Genomic DNA, 17,180 nt, shown 5'->3' on the forward strand with positions numbered 1-17,180 from the left:
ACGCGAAGCTCGTCGCGTGATCGGCCGTCGTCGACATCGTCACGGTGTGCACCAGGTTGCCGCCTTCGGTGACGCTGGCTGCCGACACGCTGGAGATCGTTGCCGTGTCGTCATCGACGATCGTGCCTGTGGCGCTGGCGCCGCCAACGGTCAGGTTCACCGTCTCATCAAATTCGTCGACCGCATCGCCTACCGTGGGCACGGTCACCGTGAAGCTCGATACGGTCGCCGGCACCGTCACGAAGCCGCCACTCAGCGTGACCGAGTTGCTGAAACTCACGCTCGCCGCCGTGTAGTCGCCACTGGACGCAGTGCCGCCGCCGAGCGAGTACGCGAAGCTCGTCGCGTGATCGGCCGTCGTCGACATCGTCACGGTGTGCACCAGGTTGCCGCCTTCGGTGACGCTGGCTGCCGACACGCTGGAGATCGTTGCCGTGTCGTCATCGACGATCGTGCCCGTGGCGCTTGCGCCGCCGACCGTCAGGTTCACCGTCTCATCAAATTCGTCGACCGCGTCGCCCACTGTGGGCACGGTCACCGTGAAGCTCGACACGTTCGCTGGCACCGTCACAAAGCCGCCGCTGAGGGTGACCAGATTACTGAAGCTGACGCTGGCCGCTGTGTAGTCGCCGCTGGAAGCCGTGCCACCGCCGAGCGAATACGCGAAGCTCGTGGCATGGTCGGCCGCGTTGGACATCGTCACCGTGTGCACGAGGTTGCCGCCTTCGGTGACGCTGGCCGCTGACACGCTGGAGACCGTCGCCGTATCGTCATCGACGATCGTGCCGGTACCCACCACGCCGCCGATGGTCACCGTCACGGTTTCATCCGACTCGTCGAGGGAATCGTTCGTCGTGGGGGTGGTCATCGTGAAGCTCGTGACGCCTGCATCGACAGTGATGAATCCGTCACTGCCGAGTACGGCGTCGCTGAAGCTGATGCCTGCCGCGTTGTAGTCACTGCCCGCGGCCGTTCCACCGAGCTCGAGGCTGAACACCACGGGCTGGGCGGTCAGCCCGGTCAACGTGACGGTCTGCACGAGGTCGCCGCCTTCGGTCACGCTCGTGCTGCTGACGCGGGCGACATCGGGCGGTGCGTCACCAATGATCGTGCCTGTCGCGCTGTCCGAGCCGACATAGATGGTGAACGTCTCATCAGTTTCGACTTCGGCATCCACGTTGGCGTGAACCGTGATCGTAAACGATGTGGTGCCCTGCTCGACGATGATCTGACCATCTGAAAAGTGCACGCCTGCCGACAGCGTGGCCGTGCCGTGATCAGAATCAGTCGTCGTCACGTTCACCAGGGAGAACGGCAACGCGATATTGCGGTCGGCCGCATTGCTGAGGTCGATGGTGAAAGTCAGGTCTTCGCCTTCCGTGGCACTGGCGTCGCTGATGGGCTGGACCGACATCGTGTCGTTGTCGCTGATCGTGCCGGTCACGGTGGTGGAGGAGAAGTAGCCATCACCGAGCGTGAGGACGAAGGTTTCGTCGAACTCGTCAACGCTGTCGCTCGTCGTGCTGACACTGATCGTGAATGAGGTCACGCCGGCAGGGATCGTGAGAAAGCCGTAGCCATCGCCGAACGTCGAGCTGGTGACGCCGTTGGAGAAGGAAATTGAACTCCGGTCGTAGTCCGTGCCATCGGCAGAACCGTCGCTGATGGAATACCGGATCTGACGATCGAAATTACCTTCGTAGTTCATCGTGACTTCGAATGTCACGTCGTCGCCTTCCACGGCGGTCGCATCACTCACCTGGAACGAGGCGTCTTCGTTGTCGCTCAGGAAACCGATGGCCGACTGGTTGCCAACGTGGACCACAAAGCCCGCACCAAATTGCTGGTCGATCGAGTCGTCGTTCGTCGGTACCGAGATCGTGAAACTGGTGACACCGGCCGGCACCGTGATGTGCGAGCCGTCGAAGCCGATCATCGTGTCGTTGATCGTCGGGGTGCCGATCGCCGAGGGATCGACGTCGGAGCTGTCAATCGAGAAATCGAAGACCGTCTCCTGGCCGGAAGCGAACGACAACTGCACATCAAACGTGAGCGTCGCGCCTTCCGTATCGCTGTCGCCACTGATCGAGACCGTGACCGTGTCGTTGTCGCACACCCAGGCGGTGTCGCTGACGCCGCCCTCGCCGCCAATACTCAGCGTCAGATCTTCGCTCGACTCGGCCAGGGTATCGTCATAGGTCGGGATCGTGACGTTGAAGGAATTCACACCGGCCGGTATGGTGAGCAGCCCGTCCTGCAGCGTGAAGCCCGGCCCGTCAAACACCGGCGCGCCGAACTCGCCGTCCGTCAGGTTCAGCGAATGGGAAATGTTGAACTCGAACACGAGCTCGTGATCCGCCGGATTCGTCAGCCCGACGTGGAACGACAAGTCTTCGCCTTCCACGACATTGCCGTTGTCGCTGATAAACGCGATCGTGGCGGTGTCGTTGTCGGAGATCGTGCCAGTGGCATTTCGCCCGCCGAAACTGACGGTGAATGTCTCTGACGTCGATTCATCGGTGATGTCGTCTGACGTGTGTACCGTCAGGCTGAAGCTGTTCGTAAACGCCGGTACCGTGAGCTGGCTGCCATCAAATGAGAAGCCTTGCTCGATCTGCCCGTCGGACAATTCAAAGCTGTAGTCGCTGCCGTCTGCGGTGTTATCGGTGAACGACAGGCTCCAGACCGTCGGGTGATCTGCTTCGCAGCCCAGATTGATGAAGAACTCCAGGTTCCCGCCCTCGACCACCTCATCGCTGTAGAAGTTGATGAGGCTGATCGTGTCGTTGTCGTAGATCGTTGTATCTGTCTGGGCGGAGCCGACGACAACGCTCAAATGCTCGTCGAACTCGTCGAGGCTATCGCCGTAGGTCTGGACGGTGAAGGTAAAACTGGAGACGCCGGCTGGCACGGTGACCATGCCAGTCCCGCTGTCGTAGCTGATCGTCGGGTCATTGAAGACGAAGCCGCCGTGCTCGTTGTCGCTGAGGGTTGAGTCCGAGAACGAGATGGCGAACTGCATCGTGTGGTCAGCGGCGTTGCTGATGCTCACGGTGTAGTACAGGTCTTCGCCTTCTGTCACCGCGTTGGCGCCGACGGAATTGACGTGGTAGGTATCGTTGTCGGAAATCGTTGCCGTCGCGGTCTGGCCATCGACACTGATCGTGATCGTCTCATTGCTCTCGTCGACGTGGTCGTCGATCGCGTCGAAGATCACCGAGAACGATCCGACGCCTGCGGGCACTGTGAGGGTGCCGTCGGCCAATGTCACACCGTTGTCGAAAGACGGGCCGGTGTAGTCGCCGGAGATATTCGCGCCGTCAGTGAACGAAAACGAGAAGTAGCTGTCCTGGTCGCTGGAGCCGCTGAGCATCACTGACAGGTAAATCGTCTGGCCTTCGTTCGCAGTGTTGCTAGCGACGTCCATCACGAAAGGCGGTCCGATGGGGGGGCCATCCGATGATTCGACGCTGCCAACATAGAGGCTCGCCATGTCAGCGGTGGCGTCGGTGAAGCCGGGGTTGTAGTTGGTGTAGTCGACCTGGACGTCGACGCCGAACCCGATCATCGACGGCAGGATCGTCAGCGAATCGCCGAAATATGTAGTGCCGTTGACTGTCCAGATCCAGCTTTCCCCGTCGAAATCGTCCGGGTCGTAGAGCGTGGCATAGAGCGTCTCGCCGACGCGCAGGATGCCATCTGTGTCGCTGACAAAAATCGTTCCGTTACCTAGGGTGGGCATGCTCGCTGCTCCTCGGCTTGTGGCCTTAGATTTCTGGTTGGCGCTCGCTGTCCCGATCGCAAAGCGGACGGGAACGTAAGCAGATCAAACAGGATGTCAGCGATTGTTCAGCTTCGCAAGAGTGGTTTCAGTGCGAAATCACCGGGTGGCGTACGGCCAACGGCGTACGAGTAGTACTTGCGTAGAAGAAGAAAGGGCTCGCGTGCCGGTCGCCCCTATTGTTCAGCTGGTGCCTCGAGCCGGGATCGAACCGGCACGCCCGTTGTTCACGAAGCGGCGGATTTTAAGTCCGCTGTGTCTACCAATTTCACCATCGAGGCAGCACTGAATTGTGGGGCTAAACCGCAGTCGCGCTTTGCGACAAACGCCGACCGAGACGGATTGCTGGTTGTTCAATGAGATGGTGGGCAGCGAACACAATCAGCGCCGTGAGCGCGACACTTGCCGCGAACTGCACCACCCACGGCGCATGCAACCTGGCAAACATGAGGTCCATGACGGGTGCATGAATCAGGTAAATGCCGTACGAATACGTCGCGATGGTTTTGACAATCGCAGTCAGCTGCGGGTTACGTATCTGCCGCACGAACGGCAGCATCAACCCAATGGCCATGCAAAGCCCCCATGCGAAGATGAGCGTGCGGCCGAGCCCGTCGCCCGCCGAAGCGCTGCCCCATGCAGCGGCCACGGGTATCAGGGCCACGCACAAGACGAGTACGCCGAAGATGCGCGCTGGAGGAAACGAGGCCCGCCGCTCTCTGTCGCGCATCAACAGGTAGGCCACGATGCCGGGCAGGAAGCACGGGACGTATTTCAAAAGCACGGCTCCCAGGAACCAGCCGCCGGTCCAGGCCAGGGCGAATGCAACGATCGACAAGACCCAGCCTAACAGCACGAATCGCACGCGTCCCGCAGACCGGGTGGCGATAAAGACTGCGGGCAACAGGAGGTACATCTGCACTTCGTAAGGAAGGCTCCACAACGGCGGCGGGATGGACTGCACATCCGCGATGTTCTGCACGAGCAGCAAGTTCGTCACGACAACCCACGCATCCACAGGCCTTTGCTGCATGACGGCGGCTAACGTCATGACCAGTACCGCGGTGATCGACAACGGGTAGATGCGCATCACACGCCTGATGAAAAAGGGCACAGCCAGCGGCCCCGGTTGCTGGCGATGCATCGACATCATCAAAACCAGCGAGGTATGCACGAAGAAGATCGCGACACCCATGAACCCCAACGACGTCAGCCGAAACGCACCGTCGTAACCCCATCCAACGTAGTTCAACAGGTGACTGATATAGACCAGCGCCACTGCGATCGTTCGAAGCAAGTCCAGGTTCGGCGATTCGTCACGCATGTCGGCTGATGATAGCGAGCAGGCCTGGAACCCAAGAAAAAAGCCCCGCCAGAGGTGGCAGGGCTTTCATGGGAAGGCTGGAGGCGCGCACCGGAGTCGAACCGATCTAGAAGGATTTGCAATCCTCTGCCTAACCGCTTGGCTAGCGCGCCCTGTATCTCAAAAAGACGGACCCAAAAAACTGACATAAAAAAGGGAAGCATCAGCTTCCCTTTTTCGAAAAATGGAGCGGGAAAAGAGTCTCGAACTCTCGACCTCAACCTTGGCAAGGTTGCGCTCTACCAACTGAGCTATTCCCGCATTTCGAGCCTCGAATTATAGCGCACTTTTTTCGAGAATCTCAAACACATTCAATGCTTGACTGATGGCGGCGGCTGCGTGGGCGCGACACCTTCTGCAGCAGCCGTGATTGGCACAGCAGCAACGCCCGGTTCGTCGTCGGGCAATGGCGTCGGATGCCGCACCAGCGCCACTTCAAGCACCTTGTCGATCCACTTCACAGGAACGATCTCCAGGCCTTCCTTCACGTTGTCCGGAATGTCCTGCAGGTCCTTCGCGTTCTCTTCGGGGATCAACACCGTCTTGATACCGCCGCGCAGTGCAGCAAGCAACTTCTCCTTGAGCCCGCCGATCGCCGTGACTTCGCCGCGCAAGGTGATCTCACCCGTCATCGCCACGTCGTTGCGCACCGGGATGCCGGTGAGCGCGGACACGATGGCCGTGGTCATTGCAGCGCCGGCACTCGGGCCGTCTTTCGGTGTCGCGCCATCGGGCACGTGGATGTGCATGTCCTTCTTCTCGAACACTTCGTCCTTGATACCCAGGCCTCGTGCGCGGCTGCGCACCACGGTGCGGGCAGCCGACACGGACTCTTTCATCACGTCGCCCAGCGAGCCGGTCGTGGTGATCACGCCCTTGCCCGGCATCAGCGCGGCTTCAATCGTGAGCAGGTCACCGCCGACTTCGGTGTAGGCCAGGCCATTGACCTGCCCCACCTGGCTTTGCTGTTCTGCACGGCCGTAGCTGTACTTGCGCACGCCCAGGAAGTCGTTGAGGTTTTCGGCATTCACCGTCACGAGCGGCGTGTACTTCTTCAGCAAGAGGCCTTTGACGACCTTGCGGCAGATCTTGCCCAGGTCGCGTTCGAGCGACCGCACGCCGGCTTCACGCGTGTAGTAGCGAATGATGTCGCGCACGGCGTCTTCCGTGACGATCAGCTCGGTATCCTTCACGCCGTTGTTCGCCATCTGCTTGGGCAGCAGGTAGGTCAGCGCAATGTTGGCCTTCTCGTCTTCGGTGTAGCCCGACAGGCGGATCACTTCCATCCGGTCCAGCAGCGCCGGCGGAATGTTCATCGAGTTGGACGTCGCGACGAACATCACGTCCGACAGGTCGAAATCGACCTCGACATAGTGGTCGCCGAACTTGTGGTTCTGCTCGGGGTCGAGTACTTCGAGCAACGCGCTCGACGGGTCGCCGCGGAAGTCCGTGCCAAGCTTGTCGATCTCGTCGAGCAGGAACAACGGGTTGCGCGTGCCGGCCTTGTTCAGGTTCGACAGCACCTTGCCCGGCAGCGCGCCGATGTAGGTGCGGCGATGCCCGCGAATTTCCGCCTCATCGCGCATGCCACCCAAGGCCATGCGAACGTACTTGCGGCCGGTGGCCTTGGCGATTGACTGGCCGAGCGATGTCTTGCCGACGCCCGGAGGGCCGACCAGGCACAGGATGGGCGCCTTGACCTTGTCCACGCGCTGCTGCACCGCGAGATATTCCAGGATGCGGTCCTTGACTTTGTCCAGGCCGTAGTGGTCTTCGTTCAACACCTTCTCGGCGTGGCCAAGGTCGTGCTTGATCTTGGTCTTCTTGCTCCACGGCAGGCCGGTGAGCACTTCGATGTAGTTGCGCACCACAGTCGCCTCGGCTGACATCGGCGACATCAGCTTGAGCTTTTTCAGTTCGCCGTCGGCCTTTTTCTTGGCTTCCTTGGGCATCTTGGCGGCGATGATCTTTTTCTCGATCTCTTCGATGTCAGCGCCCTCTTCGCCCTCGCCCAGTTCCTTCTGGATGGCCTTGACCTGCTCGTTCAAATAGAAGTCGCGCTGGTTCTTCTCCATCTGGCGCTTGACGCGGCCGCGGATCTTCTTGTCGACATTCAGGATGTCGACTTCACGCTCAATCTGCTCGAAGAGGTTCTCAAGCCGCGCCTTCACGTCAGCCAGGTCAAGCACGACCTGCTTGTTGTCGAGCTTGAGTGGCAGGTGCGCAGCGATCGTGTCGGCCAGCCGGCCCGGATCGTCAATGCTCGAGATGGACGTGAGGATCTCGGGCGGGATCTTCTTGTTGAGCTTCACGTACTGGTCGAACTGCTGCATCACAGCGCGGCGCAGCGCTTCGATCTCGCTCGACTTGGCGTCCTTCTCGCCGGCCTCGACGGGCGTCACGTTGGCAGTGAAATGCGACTCGCCGTCGTCAATGCGATTGACGCGCGCGCGCTGCTGGCCTTCGACGAGCACTTTGACGGTGCCATCAGGCAGCTTGAGCATCTGCAAGATGGTCGAGACGCAGCCGACTTCGAACATGTCAGCCACGGACGGCTCATCTTTCGCAGCCGCCTTTTGGGCCACGAGCATGATGCGCCGCTCGGCTTCCATAGCCGCTTCGAGCGCCTTGATGCTCTTGGGTCGGCCGACGAACAGCGGGATGACCATGTGCGGAAAGACCACCACGTCGCGCAAGGGCAGCAGCGGCAGCTCGATCGGGTCGGCAGGCAGGGGGGTGTGACCGGACATCAGGTTCCTCTGGAGTTACCCATTCCATATGGAACGGGTAGAGCCATTTTCAACCCACCGATTGCGCAGTGGGGCCAGCTTCAGGCCTTTTTGGCCGCTTCGCGGTAAACCAGCAGGGGCGGCTTGCTCTCGTCGATGGTTGATTCATCGACAACAACCTTGTCAACATTAGCGGTATTCGGCAGATCGAACATGGTGTCGATCAGCGACTGCTCCAGGATGGACCGCAGGCCACGTGCGCCTGTCTTGCGAGCCAACGCCTTGCGCGCAATCGCACGCAGCGCATTCGGCCGGATTTCCAGGTCGACACCTTCCATCGACAACAACTTGGCGTACTGCTTGACCAGTGCGTTCTTCGGCTCGGTCAGGATACGCACGAGCGCGTCTTCAGACAGCTCCGACAGCGTTGCGACAACCGGCATGCGACCGACGAGTTCAGGGATCAGGCCGAACTTGATCAGGTCTTCAGGCTCGACTTCGCGGAACACGTCGGTGAGGCTGCGCTGCTCTTTGCTCTTGACCGGCGCGCCAAAGCCAATGCCCGACGATTCGGTGCGCTGCTCGATCACCTTTTCAAGGCCAGCAAACGCGCCGCCGCAGATGAACAGGATGTTCGTCGTGTCGATCTGCAGGAAATCCTGGTTGGGGTGCTTGCGACCGCCCTGGGGCGGCACGCTGGCCATGGTGCCTTCGATCAGCTTGAGCAGCGCCTGCTGCACGCCTTCGCCCGAGACATCGCGCGTGATCGATGGGTTGTCCGACTTGCGCGAGATCTTGTCGATTTCGTCGATGTACACAATGCCGCGCTGCGCCCGCTCAACCTCATAGTTGCAGCTTTGCAGCAGCTTCTGGATGATGTTCTCGACGTCTTCGCCCACATAGCCGGCTTCAGTCAGGGTGGTGGCATCGGCCATCACGAAAGGCACATCGAGCATGCGCGCGAGTGTTTGCGCCAGCAGCGTCTTGCCCGAACCCGTGGGGCCGATCAGCAGGATGTTGCTCTTGGTGAGCTCGACTTCATCCTTCTTGGCCTTTTCCTTGTGGCGAAGGCGCTTGTAGTGGTTGTACACCGCCACGGACAAACCGCGCTTGGCGGGCTCCTGGCCGATCACGTAGTTGTCGAGGTTGGCCTTGATCTCGGCCGGTGTGGGCAAGTCGCCGCGCTGCTCGCGGTTTTCTTCGCCGGCAGGCAACTCGTCGCGAATGATCTCGTTGCACAGGTCGATGCACTCGTCGCAGATGAAGACCGACGGCCCTGCGATGAGCTTCTTGACCTCGTGCTGGCTCTTGCCGCAAAACGAGCAGTAAAGCGTCTTTTCGCTTGAAGAGCCTTTCTTATCGGCCATGGAACTTGCCTCTCATTGTGCGTTCAATGATACCCAAATAAAAACGGCGCCCACCCGCTTGGCGGGGGCGCCGTTGCCTTGCGGCAACCTCGGGTGATTGCCGGACGGCAACCACACGTGAAATCAGGCACGTTTGGCCAGAACCTTGTCGACGAGGCCGTAGTTTTTTGCCTCTTCCGCGTCCAGGAAATAGTCGCGTTCGGTGTCGCGCACGATCTTCTCGATGGGTTGGCCCGTGCGCTCGGCAAGGATGCGGTTCATGACGGCCTTGGTCTTGAGGATGTCCTTGGCGTGGATCTCGATGTCAGTCGCCTGGCCGGACGCGCCGCCGAGCACCTGGTGAATCATGACCTTGGAGTTCGGCAGTGCAATGCGCTTGCCTGGCGCGCCCGCCGCCAGCAGGAAGGCGCCCATGCTAGCGGCCATACCGGCGCACAGCGTGGACACATCGGGCTTGATGAAATTCATCGTGTCGTAGATCGCCATGCCGGCGCTCACGCTGCCGCCGGGGCTGTTGATGTAGAACGAAATGTCCTTGTCGGGGTTTTCGCTTTCCAGGAACAGAAGCTGCGCCACCACCAGGTTGGCCGTCTGGTCGTTGACCGGGCCGACCAGGAAAATGATTCGCTCGCGCAGCAGGCGCGAATAGATGTCGTACGACCGCTCGCCGCGGCCGGACTGCTCGATGACCATCGGGACCATGCCGAGGGCTTGGGTATCAAGTGCGCTCATGAGGAAAGGGACTTTCGGAATATCTGGGATGTACTGTATGCCAAAAGCAAATGGGGGCCGCGGCGCCAACCGCAAGCCCCCACTTGGCATGTCATTCGCTGGTCAGCGCGTTACTGCTGGCCCATCAGCTCGTCGAACGAGACGTCCTTGTCAACGACCTTGGCCAGGCCGAGCACATAGTCGGTCACGTTGTTCTCGATCACGATCGCCTCGACTTCGGCCAGGCGCTGGTTGTCGCTGTAGTACCAGCGCGTCACTTCGGCGGGCTTCTCATAGCTTGCAGCGAGTTCCTCGATGTGGGCCTTGATCTGCTCCGGCTTGGCTTGCAGGTTCTGCGTGCGCACGAGCTCAGCCGCGACCAGCCCGAGGCGCACACGGCGCTCGGCTTGCGGGCGGAACATGTCATCGGGCACCGGCACCTTGTCGGCGTCCTTGATGCCGCGCTGCTTCAGGTCGGCGCGGGCCGCCTCAACCATGCGGTTGAGTTCCGACTGGACGATGGCGTTGGGCAAGTCCAGCTCGGCCTTGGACATGAGCGCGTCCATCACGGCCTGCTTGTTACGCGCCTGCAGGCGGAACTTCACTTCGCGCTCGAGGTTTTTCTTGATGTCGCCGCGCAGCGCTTCGACCGATGCGTCGGGAATGCCCAGGGACTTGGCGAATGCTTCATCGACTTCCGGCAGGTTCGCTGCCTCGATCTTCTTGACGGTGACCATGAAGTCTGCGGATTTGCCGGCGACGTCCTTGCCGTGATAGTCAGCGGGGAATGCGAGCGGGAATGTCTTGCTCTCACCGCTCTTCATGCCGCGCACTGCGTCTTCGAATTCCTTGAGCATCTGGCCGTCGCCCACGATGAACTGGAAGTCGTCGGCCTTGCCACCAGAGAAGGTTTCGCCGTCGATCTTGCCTTCGAAATCGACCGTGACGCGATCGCCGTCCTGGGCAGCCGCTTCTGCGGGGCGCTGGGCGAAGGTGCGGCGCTGCTTGCGCAGCACGTCAATAGTGCGGTCGATGGCGGATTCGGTCACTTCCGCCTTTTGCCTGGACACCTCAGCGGTGGCGAGGTCGCCAATGGTGACTTCGGGGTAGACCTCGAACACGGCGTCGAAAGCCATCTCGCCTTCGGGTGCGGTTTCTTTCTCGGTGATGCGGGGCTGGCCGGCTACGCGAAGCTTGGCTTCGTTGGCGGCGGTGGCGAAGGCTTCGCCGACCTTGTCGTTCATGACTTCGTAGTGAACCGAGTAACCGTAGCGTTGCGCCACGACATTCATCGGCACTTTGCCCGGACGGAAGCCGTCCATCTTGACGGTGCGGGCGAGGCGCTTGAGGCGCGAATCGACTTCGGACTGGATCACATTGACGGGCAGCGTCAGCGTCATCTTGCGTTCCAGCTTTTCCAGGGTTTCAACGGTCACGGCCATGATGTGTCTCTCTTGCAAAAATTCCGGTGGCGCGGCGGGGCTGCTGGCCCTGGCGCAAAGCTCTCGATTCTAACCGAGCGGGCCGCCCCTGCTGGCGGTGGCTCAGAGGCGCACAGCCACCACTTCCGCGCGCTCGCGTTTCGATGTTTCGCGCGTGGTGATGGCCAGCGGCCCGCGCACCTCTTCCACGCCCTGCAGGCCGATGTGCCGCACTTCGATGCCGGCGCGCGCAAAGCTCGCGCGAAGATTTGCCTGCGTGAGCGCAGGCGCCTGGCCCGGTGAGGTGGCCCAAAACCGCGCTGCCGTCGCGGCAATCTCGGCGGCAACCGGTGGTTCGAAACCCGCCTGCCCTGCCCTTTGCTGCAAGCCGAGCCGCCGCTGCTCCACTTGCGCCAGGTCTTTTGCGCGCACCCAGTCCGACTCGGCGTGCGACACGGCGCACGACATGACAACCCGTCCTCCAGGCTTGAGCACGCGCGACCACGCAGCAATCACCTCTTCTCGCTTGGCGTGCGGCAACAGGTGCAAAAACGAATGGGCAACGATGGCATCGACCGGCGCGCAGTCAACCGCGGCTGCATCGCAGACCTGCACGTCGATTGGCAAGCGCAGGTGGCCGGCGAAGAGCTCGTTCTGGCGGGCCGTGGTCCGGCACCGGTCGACGAAAACAAGTTCCGGCTCGCTGCCTTGCGCGCGGAATGCGGCAATCGTCATCGCCGTCAGCCCCGTGTCTGCACCGCCTGCTACCAGGACGCGGCGCGACGAGCCACGTGCGACCTCGGCGAGTTCACGGGTAAAAAAGGGCTGGCCCGCCGGCAGCGCGCCGCCCAGTTCCAGCAATCGCACCAGGCTCCATGAGCGGTGATAGTCCGCACAGCCGTGGGCGGTGTCGCAGAGTGCAGGCGCCCAGTCCCAGCTGAAGCGGGCAAGGCGGTCGAGCGGCTCGAAGGGGCAGGCAGGTTGCATGTTGTCAGTCGGAAGCAAAGAGTTGCCACAGCGCACCGCGCGGCAGCATGAGGTTGGCGACCTCATTCACAAACCACCAGGTGGCCAGCATATAGACGGCGCCCGACACGGCCGCCACCAGCCAGGCCCGCACGCCGCTTCGCCCGGCCCGGGCCAGTGTCCAGGCGAATACCGCCAGGCCGACGCCTTCCACCAGCCCCGTGAACCACACAAGGACAGGCAGGCCGACGATCAGCAGCAACGGCAGCCGATGCTCGGGCGGTGGCGCGAGCCCGGCGGCCAGCATCCCGGGCGAGAACGCTTGGCTGCGAGGCTGCCGGGCCAACACTGCACGTGCCGTGGCGGCGGCCGCAAATGCGAGGCACACCGCGGCAACTGAGGTGGCATAGGCCGAGTAAGTCGCACGGTCCGCCAGCGCGAACGCCAGCAACACGCCGATGACGATCGTGGAGACCAGGCCGATCGACACGTCGGCATCCTGCTGCGGGGCGCGCTCTTTCACAGCGCCGCGATGCCTCGCCATCCACCACAGCGAGCCTGCGATGAGCAGCACCAGCGCGATGCAGCCGGGCCGCTGCAAGGGATGCAGCCTGCCGATATCGACCAGCTGCAGCGACAGCGACAGGTTCGTTTCGATCAGGCTGCCGAGCACAAATGCAATGACGAACGGTGCGCGCGGCCAGCCGTGGGTCCGCCAGTAGTAGCCCGCTACGCCGAAGCCGACGGCCGTGTACAGATCGAACAGTAGCCCGTTGATCTGCACGACCGTGACCAGGCTGATCACCAGGCAAGGCAGCGCGATCCGCTCGATCGGCAGCTTGCGCAGCTTTGCCAGCCATGGGATCAGCGCCACACCGACGACCGAAGTCAGCAGGTTCGAGAACAGCAGCGCCAGGATGAGCGTAAAGGTCAGCGGCAATTGAGTGGTGAGCATCGCCATGCCGGGCACGATGCCGTGCATCGTGAAAACGGCTATCAGCGCAACGCCGGCTTCACTGCCGGGCAGGCCGAAAGCCACGGCTGGCAGCAGCGAACCCCCATCCTTCGCATCCACTGCGGCCTCTGGCGCAATGACGCCCCGGATATCGCCCTTGCCAAACTCGCTGTTGTCCGGCGTGCTTTGCACGGCGTGGCCATACGCAACGAACCCCGCTACCGTGCCGCCAACGCCGGGGATCATGCCCACGAGCGTGCCGATGGACGACGAGCGAATCGTCAGGCCGAGGTTGCGAAACACGGCCATCACACCTTCGCGGATCGAGTCGCCACCCTTCGAATCATCGGCCGTCGACTTGTTGAGCCGGAAGGTGCGCATCCACTCGATCAGCTCCGAGAACGTGAACATGCCCAGCATCATCGCCACGACGTTGAAGCCCTGCGACATGTCGGTCACGCCAAAATTCCAGCGCGGCAATCCGCTCGCCGGGTCTTGCCCGAACGACGCGGCAAGCAGACCCAGCGCCGTCATCACGGCAGCCTTGAGCTTCGAGCTTGTCGGCACCGAGATGATGGTGACCAGGCCCCAGATGCCGATGAGCAGGCGCTCGAGCGGCCCGAATTCGAGCAGCAGTGGCCGCACGATGGGCAGCGCTGCCAGCAACACCAGCACGCCGAACAGCGAGCCGACAGCAGAGGCCGTCGCGGCGCACGCAATCGCCATTCGCGGCCGCCCTTGTTGCGCCATGGGGTAGCCGTCGAGCAAGGTGGGCGTGCTCGACACGTTGCCCGGAATGTTGAACAGGATCGCAGTGATCGAACCCATGAAGGTGGCGCCGCCGGTGAGCGCGCCGAACATCAGCAGAACCGACTCGGGCGACCAGCCCATCGTGAACACCATCACGAGCACGACCATGCTCGTATTGCCGATGCCCGGCAGAAACGACGTGATCATCGCGAGCAATGTGCCCGCCACCGGGATCAGGATGCCCGGCCACGAAAAGACATTGGACGCACCGGCCGCAAATGCGTCGAACCAGCTCATGAAGCTGCAGCAAGCCGCTTGAGGACCGCCTGGTGTTTCATCATCGAACGCTCGATGCGCACGAGGTGTTCACGCACGACCGCGCCGCGCATTGGCTCCACGACCAGCTTCTGAAGCTTCGCCGCATCGCGCAGGGTGGCGCTGAAAAGCGCCTGCTCCACGGCGGCCTCGATACAGGCGCGCACGGGTGCAGGCGCCGTACGGGCGATCGCTACCGCGCGGGACGTCTGCGCGAGGTCCGCCGCCAGGCTCGCCAGTTCCATCCGCTCTCGCCGCACTTTCGGATCGAGCTTGCGTGTGTGCAGGTCGACCAGTCCACCCGGGCCGGCGAGATGCGGGACGCCCGGCAGTTCGGCGAAGGGGCCGTCCGACAGCACCATCAACACGCGCGTGCCGGGCGCGCTCGAGACGAACCGCTGGACGCTGTCGAGTGAGCCGTCGGTCAGGTCGACGTCGCCGCGCAGCAAGGCGAGCCACCGGTCAGCCGACCCGCTGTACCCGCGCACGAGCTTGACCTCGCGATCGAGCAGCATGGCCGGCAGCAGGATGCGCGAGACGACCCCGGTTGACACGCCAGCTGCCAGCGGCTGGTTGCCCGCGAGCAGGCGAACGCCATCCTCGCGTGAAGCCCATACGCCGTTCGTCTCGCCAAATGCGCCGATGGCCGTGAAGTCGGCAATCGGAGGCAGCGTGGCATCCGTGAGCCGGGCTGCCAGCAAGTCGCGCAGGTCAAAGACGCCGAGCGTGATGCTGTCCACCGGCGCCGACGCAATTGCCTTCATGCCCGAGACGCCGTTGGCACCTGCAATGTTGCTCACGGCCACACGCGCGCCGGTGATGTCCTGCAACACGGGCGCCAGGACGCGGGCGTACGAGTCGTACCCGCCACCGGGTTTGAACGGCACGACGATGTTGATCTTCTTGCGGCCCACAAGCGTGCTGCATGAATCTGCGGCCGACGCACTCGCGCATGCCATGAAGACTGCCACCACCGCTGCCAGCCTGAATGCCCGTTTGCCTGTCATGCCCGCTCCCTCATTGCCTGATGCGGCCGCGCCATGGCGGTCACGCGCGTCACCATCACTGCGTCGTGCGCGACCATCGCTGCGCGATTGACCATGTCGATCCGATCCCACTGCGCGAGCGGCAAGCCCATGCGGTCGACTTCGCTGATGGTCATCAGGCACGTGGCATTGCGCACATCCGTCCTGCGCAGCAGCGCCTGGGCAGCTGCGAACCCATCGGCAAACGGGCCGGTGGCCAGCCGCCCATCGATCCACAAGCCCGCAGGCGACGAAATCCCGTTCGACTCGCCCTCGCGTAAAAGCCGCTGCAGGGCCAGCTCGCGCGGCGCATCGCCGTCCGTGCAAATCAACAGCCGCGCCGGTATGCGGCAGTCGTCCCCCAGCAGTTCCCTCAGGATCTGGTGGTAGATCTTCGGCTCCGAGCTCGTCCCCAGCTGCGGCTGGCCGTTGACTTCGCAGATCAGCGCACCCGTGTCGAACCACGACTGGCGGATGTCTTCCATGATCAGGTCCACCCCCGCGAAGTCGAGCCTGAGCAACGCCGCTGCGTCCACAGCCAGCTGCAGGTTGTCCGGATGGGTTTGCTGCAGCGGCACGCTCTCATTGGTGCCGCCCGCGCTCACGTTGTCGCGGCGGCGCAGGCGCACGTACTCACCGGCCCTGGGCACGTCGGCTGCAGTCTTGCCGTGTTGCAGGAGCAGATCGTGTGCCTCGGCATCCAGCTCGAGCAGCACGCGTCCCGTGCGCCGCATTCCGCGCTGCAGCAACGCGTTTTGCTGCTGCAATTGCACGAGTGCTGCAACGGATGTGACCCCATCACCGAAAACGCCACCTGCAATGCGCCGCGTGACGCGGATCACCCGGCCATTGAACACCGTGAGCCGGTGCGTGAAGCCGGGCGCCCACTTCTCGACCAGCACGTTGGGCGATGCATCCCGCGCCAGCGCAAAGCCCTGGGCTACGGCTGCGTCATCGCGCAAGTCGGCAGACACGCCCGTGCCCTGCTGAAGATCCATTGGCTTGACCACCACCGGATAGCCAAGCTGGTGTGCAGCCTGCATGGCGGCATGCGCAGACTTCACAAGGTGGTTGTCGCCACCCGGCAAGCCTGCAGCGCGCAGCACGCGTGCCGTGGTGTGCTTGCTGTTGGCCATGCGCATGCCGATCGCCGGCGTTGCGTCGGTCAGCGAGCTTTCCATCCAGCGCGAGCGCGCGCCAGTGCCCAGCACGAGTGTGTACTTCGCGACGACTTGCACAGGCACATCGAGCTCGTGAGCAGCGCTGAGCACATTGAAGGTGTTCAGGCCCGGGTTGGCGAACTCCTTGAGTTCCTCATGGATGGCATCGCGCTCGCGAGCCGCATCAGGCGCCTGCCCCGAGGCCAGTCGATTGAACAGGCGCGTGGCCCACGCCATGGCAATTCGCGCAGGCTTCATGGTGGCTGCGGGCAGGCAGACGTGGAACGTCGAGGCGCCTGCCGGCACCGGCTCCTGCACGTGCTGCCGCTCTTGGCGTTGGACATGGAAAACCGTGGTCAGCGCGATACGGCTTTGCCGCTGGATGGCGCATTGCAGCCAGGTATGCAGCGTCACCAGCCGCTCGTCCGCGGACTGCCCGGCAGGCGTTGCCGGTAGCGGTTCATCGACCAGCTGCACGAGCGCTGCCTCGACAGCGTGCAGCGCAGGCCCGAGCGACTGCGCACCTGCGTCTTCGACGATGACGACACCCGCAAGACTGGCTTCGCGCACACCGAAGCACGCACCTGCGCGACGGCTCCAGCTCGGGCTGATCTGTAGGAGTTCGGACACTGCGTCG

General features: G+C 62.6%; 10 protein-coding genes and 3 tRNA genes. All 13 read right to left on the minus strand.

The genetic code is table 11. The features are described from left to right. Positions 1-3,742, minus strand: a 3,742-nt coding sequence (locus GHT07_RS08580; RefSeq protein ID WP_228488254.1) for a beta strand repeat-containing protein, incomplete at its 3' end; no start/stop codon positions are given. 227 nt (positions 3,743-3,969) lie between these two features. Continuing rightward, positions 3,970-4,062 (minus strand) — tRNA-Leu (locus tag GHT07_RS08585). Between the two features lie 17 nt (positions 4,063-4,079). After that, positions 4,080-5,105, minus strand: a complete 1,026-nt coding sequence (locus tag GHT07_RS08590) for an acyltransferase family protein (RefSeq protein ID WP_153584679.1) — start codon at positions 5,103-5,105, stop codon at positions 4,080-4,082. A 78-nt stretch (positions 5,106-5,183) separates the two neighbouring features. After that, positions 5,184-5,257 (minus strand) — tRNA-Cys (locus GHT07_RS08595). Between the two features lie 72 nt (positions 5,258-5,329). Further along, positions 5,330-5,405: transfer RNA gene (locus GHT07_RS08600), tRNA-Gly, on the minus strand. 50 nt (positions 5,406-5,455) lie between these two features. Then, positions 5,456-7,894 (minus strand): endopeptidase La, encoded by a 2,439-nt coding sequence (lon, locus tag GHT07_RS08605; protein ID WP_153584680.1) that lies wholly within the window; start codon positions 7,892-7,894, stop codon positions 5,456-5,458. Positions 7,895-7,974: 80 nt separating this feature from the next. After that, the gene (gene clpX / locus GHT07_RS08610) at positions 7,975-9,240 is read right to left on the minus strand and encodes an ATP-dependent Clp protease ATP-binding subunit ClpX (protein ID WP_153584681.1); all 1,266 of its coding nucleotides are present in this window, start codon (positions 9,238-9,240) and stop codon (positions 7,975-7,977) included. 123 nt (positions 9,241-9,363) lie between these two features. Continuing rightward, a complete protein-coding gene (gene clpP / locus GHT07_RS08615) occupies positions 9,364-9,972 on the minus strand; it encodes an ATP-dependent Clp endopeptidase proteolytic subunit ClpP (RefSeq protein ID WP_153584682.1) in 609 nt (202 codons plus the stop codon). A gap of 110 nt (positions 9,973-10,082) precedes the next feature. Then, positions 10,083-11,393: a trigger factor gene (tig, locus tag GHT07_RS08620; RefSeq protein WP_153584683.1), complete on the minus strand. Its 1,311-nt coding sequence runs from the start codon at positions 11,391-11,393 to the stop codon at positions 10,083-10,085. A gap of 102 nt (positions 11,394-11,495) precedes the next feature. Continuing rightward, positions 11,496-12,359 carry a class I SAM-dependent methyltransferase gene (locus GHT07_RS08625; protein WP_194792885.1) on the minus strand — a complete coding sequence of 288 codons (864 nt, stop codon included), beginning with the start codon at positions 12,357-12,359 and terminating at the stop codon, positions 11,496-11,498. A gap of 4 nt (positions 12,360-12,363) precedes the next feature. Next, positions 12,364-14,340: a tripartite tricarboxylate transporter permease gene (locus GHT07_RS08630; RefSeq protein WP_153584685.1), complete on the minus strand. Its 1,977-nt coding sequence runs from the start codon at positions 14,338-14,340 to the stop codon at positions 12,364-12,366. Continuing rightward, positions 14,337-15,365 (minus strand): type 2 periplasmic-binding domain-containing protein, encoded by a 1,029-nt coding sequence (locus tag GHT07_RS08635; RefSeq protein ID WP_153584686.1) that lies wholly within the window; start codon positions 15,363-15,365, stop codon positions 14,337-14,339. Before GHT07_RS08635 ends, GHT07_RS08630 begins: the two co-directional genes overlap by 4 nt. Beyond that, the gene (locus GHT07_RS21710; RefSeq protein ID WP_153584687.1) at positions 15,362-17,173 is read right to left on the minus strand and encodes an acetate--CoA ligase family protein; all 1,812 of its coding nucleotides are present in this window, start codon (positions 17,171-17,173) and stop codon (positions 15,362-15,364) included. The genes GHT07_RS08635 and GHT07_RS21710 overlap by 4 nt, the downstream gene beginning before the upstream one ends. Between the last annotated feature and the right edge of the window lie 7 nt (positions 17,174-17,180).

The organism is Caenimonas koreensis DSM 17982, from assembly GCF_009646335.1.
Classification (GTDB): Bacteria; Pseudomonadota; Gammaproteobacteria; order Burkholderiales; family Burkholderiaceae_C; genus Ramlibacter; species Ramlibacter koreensis.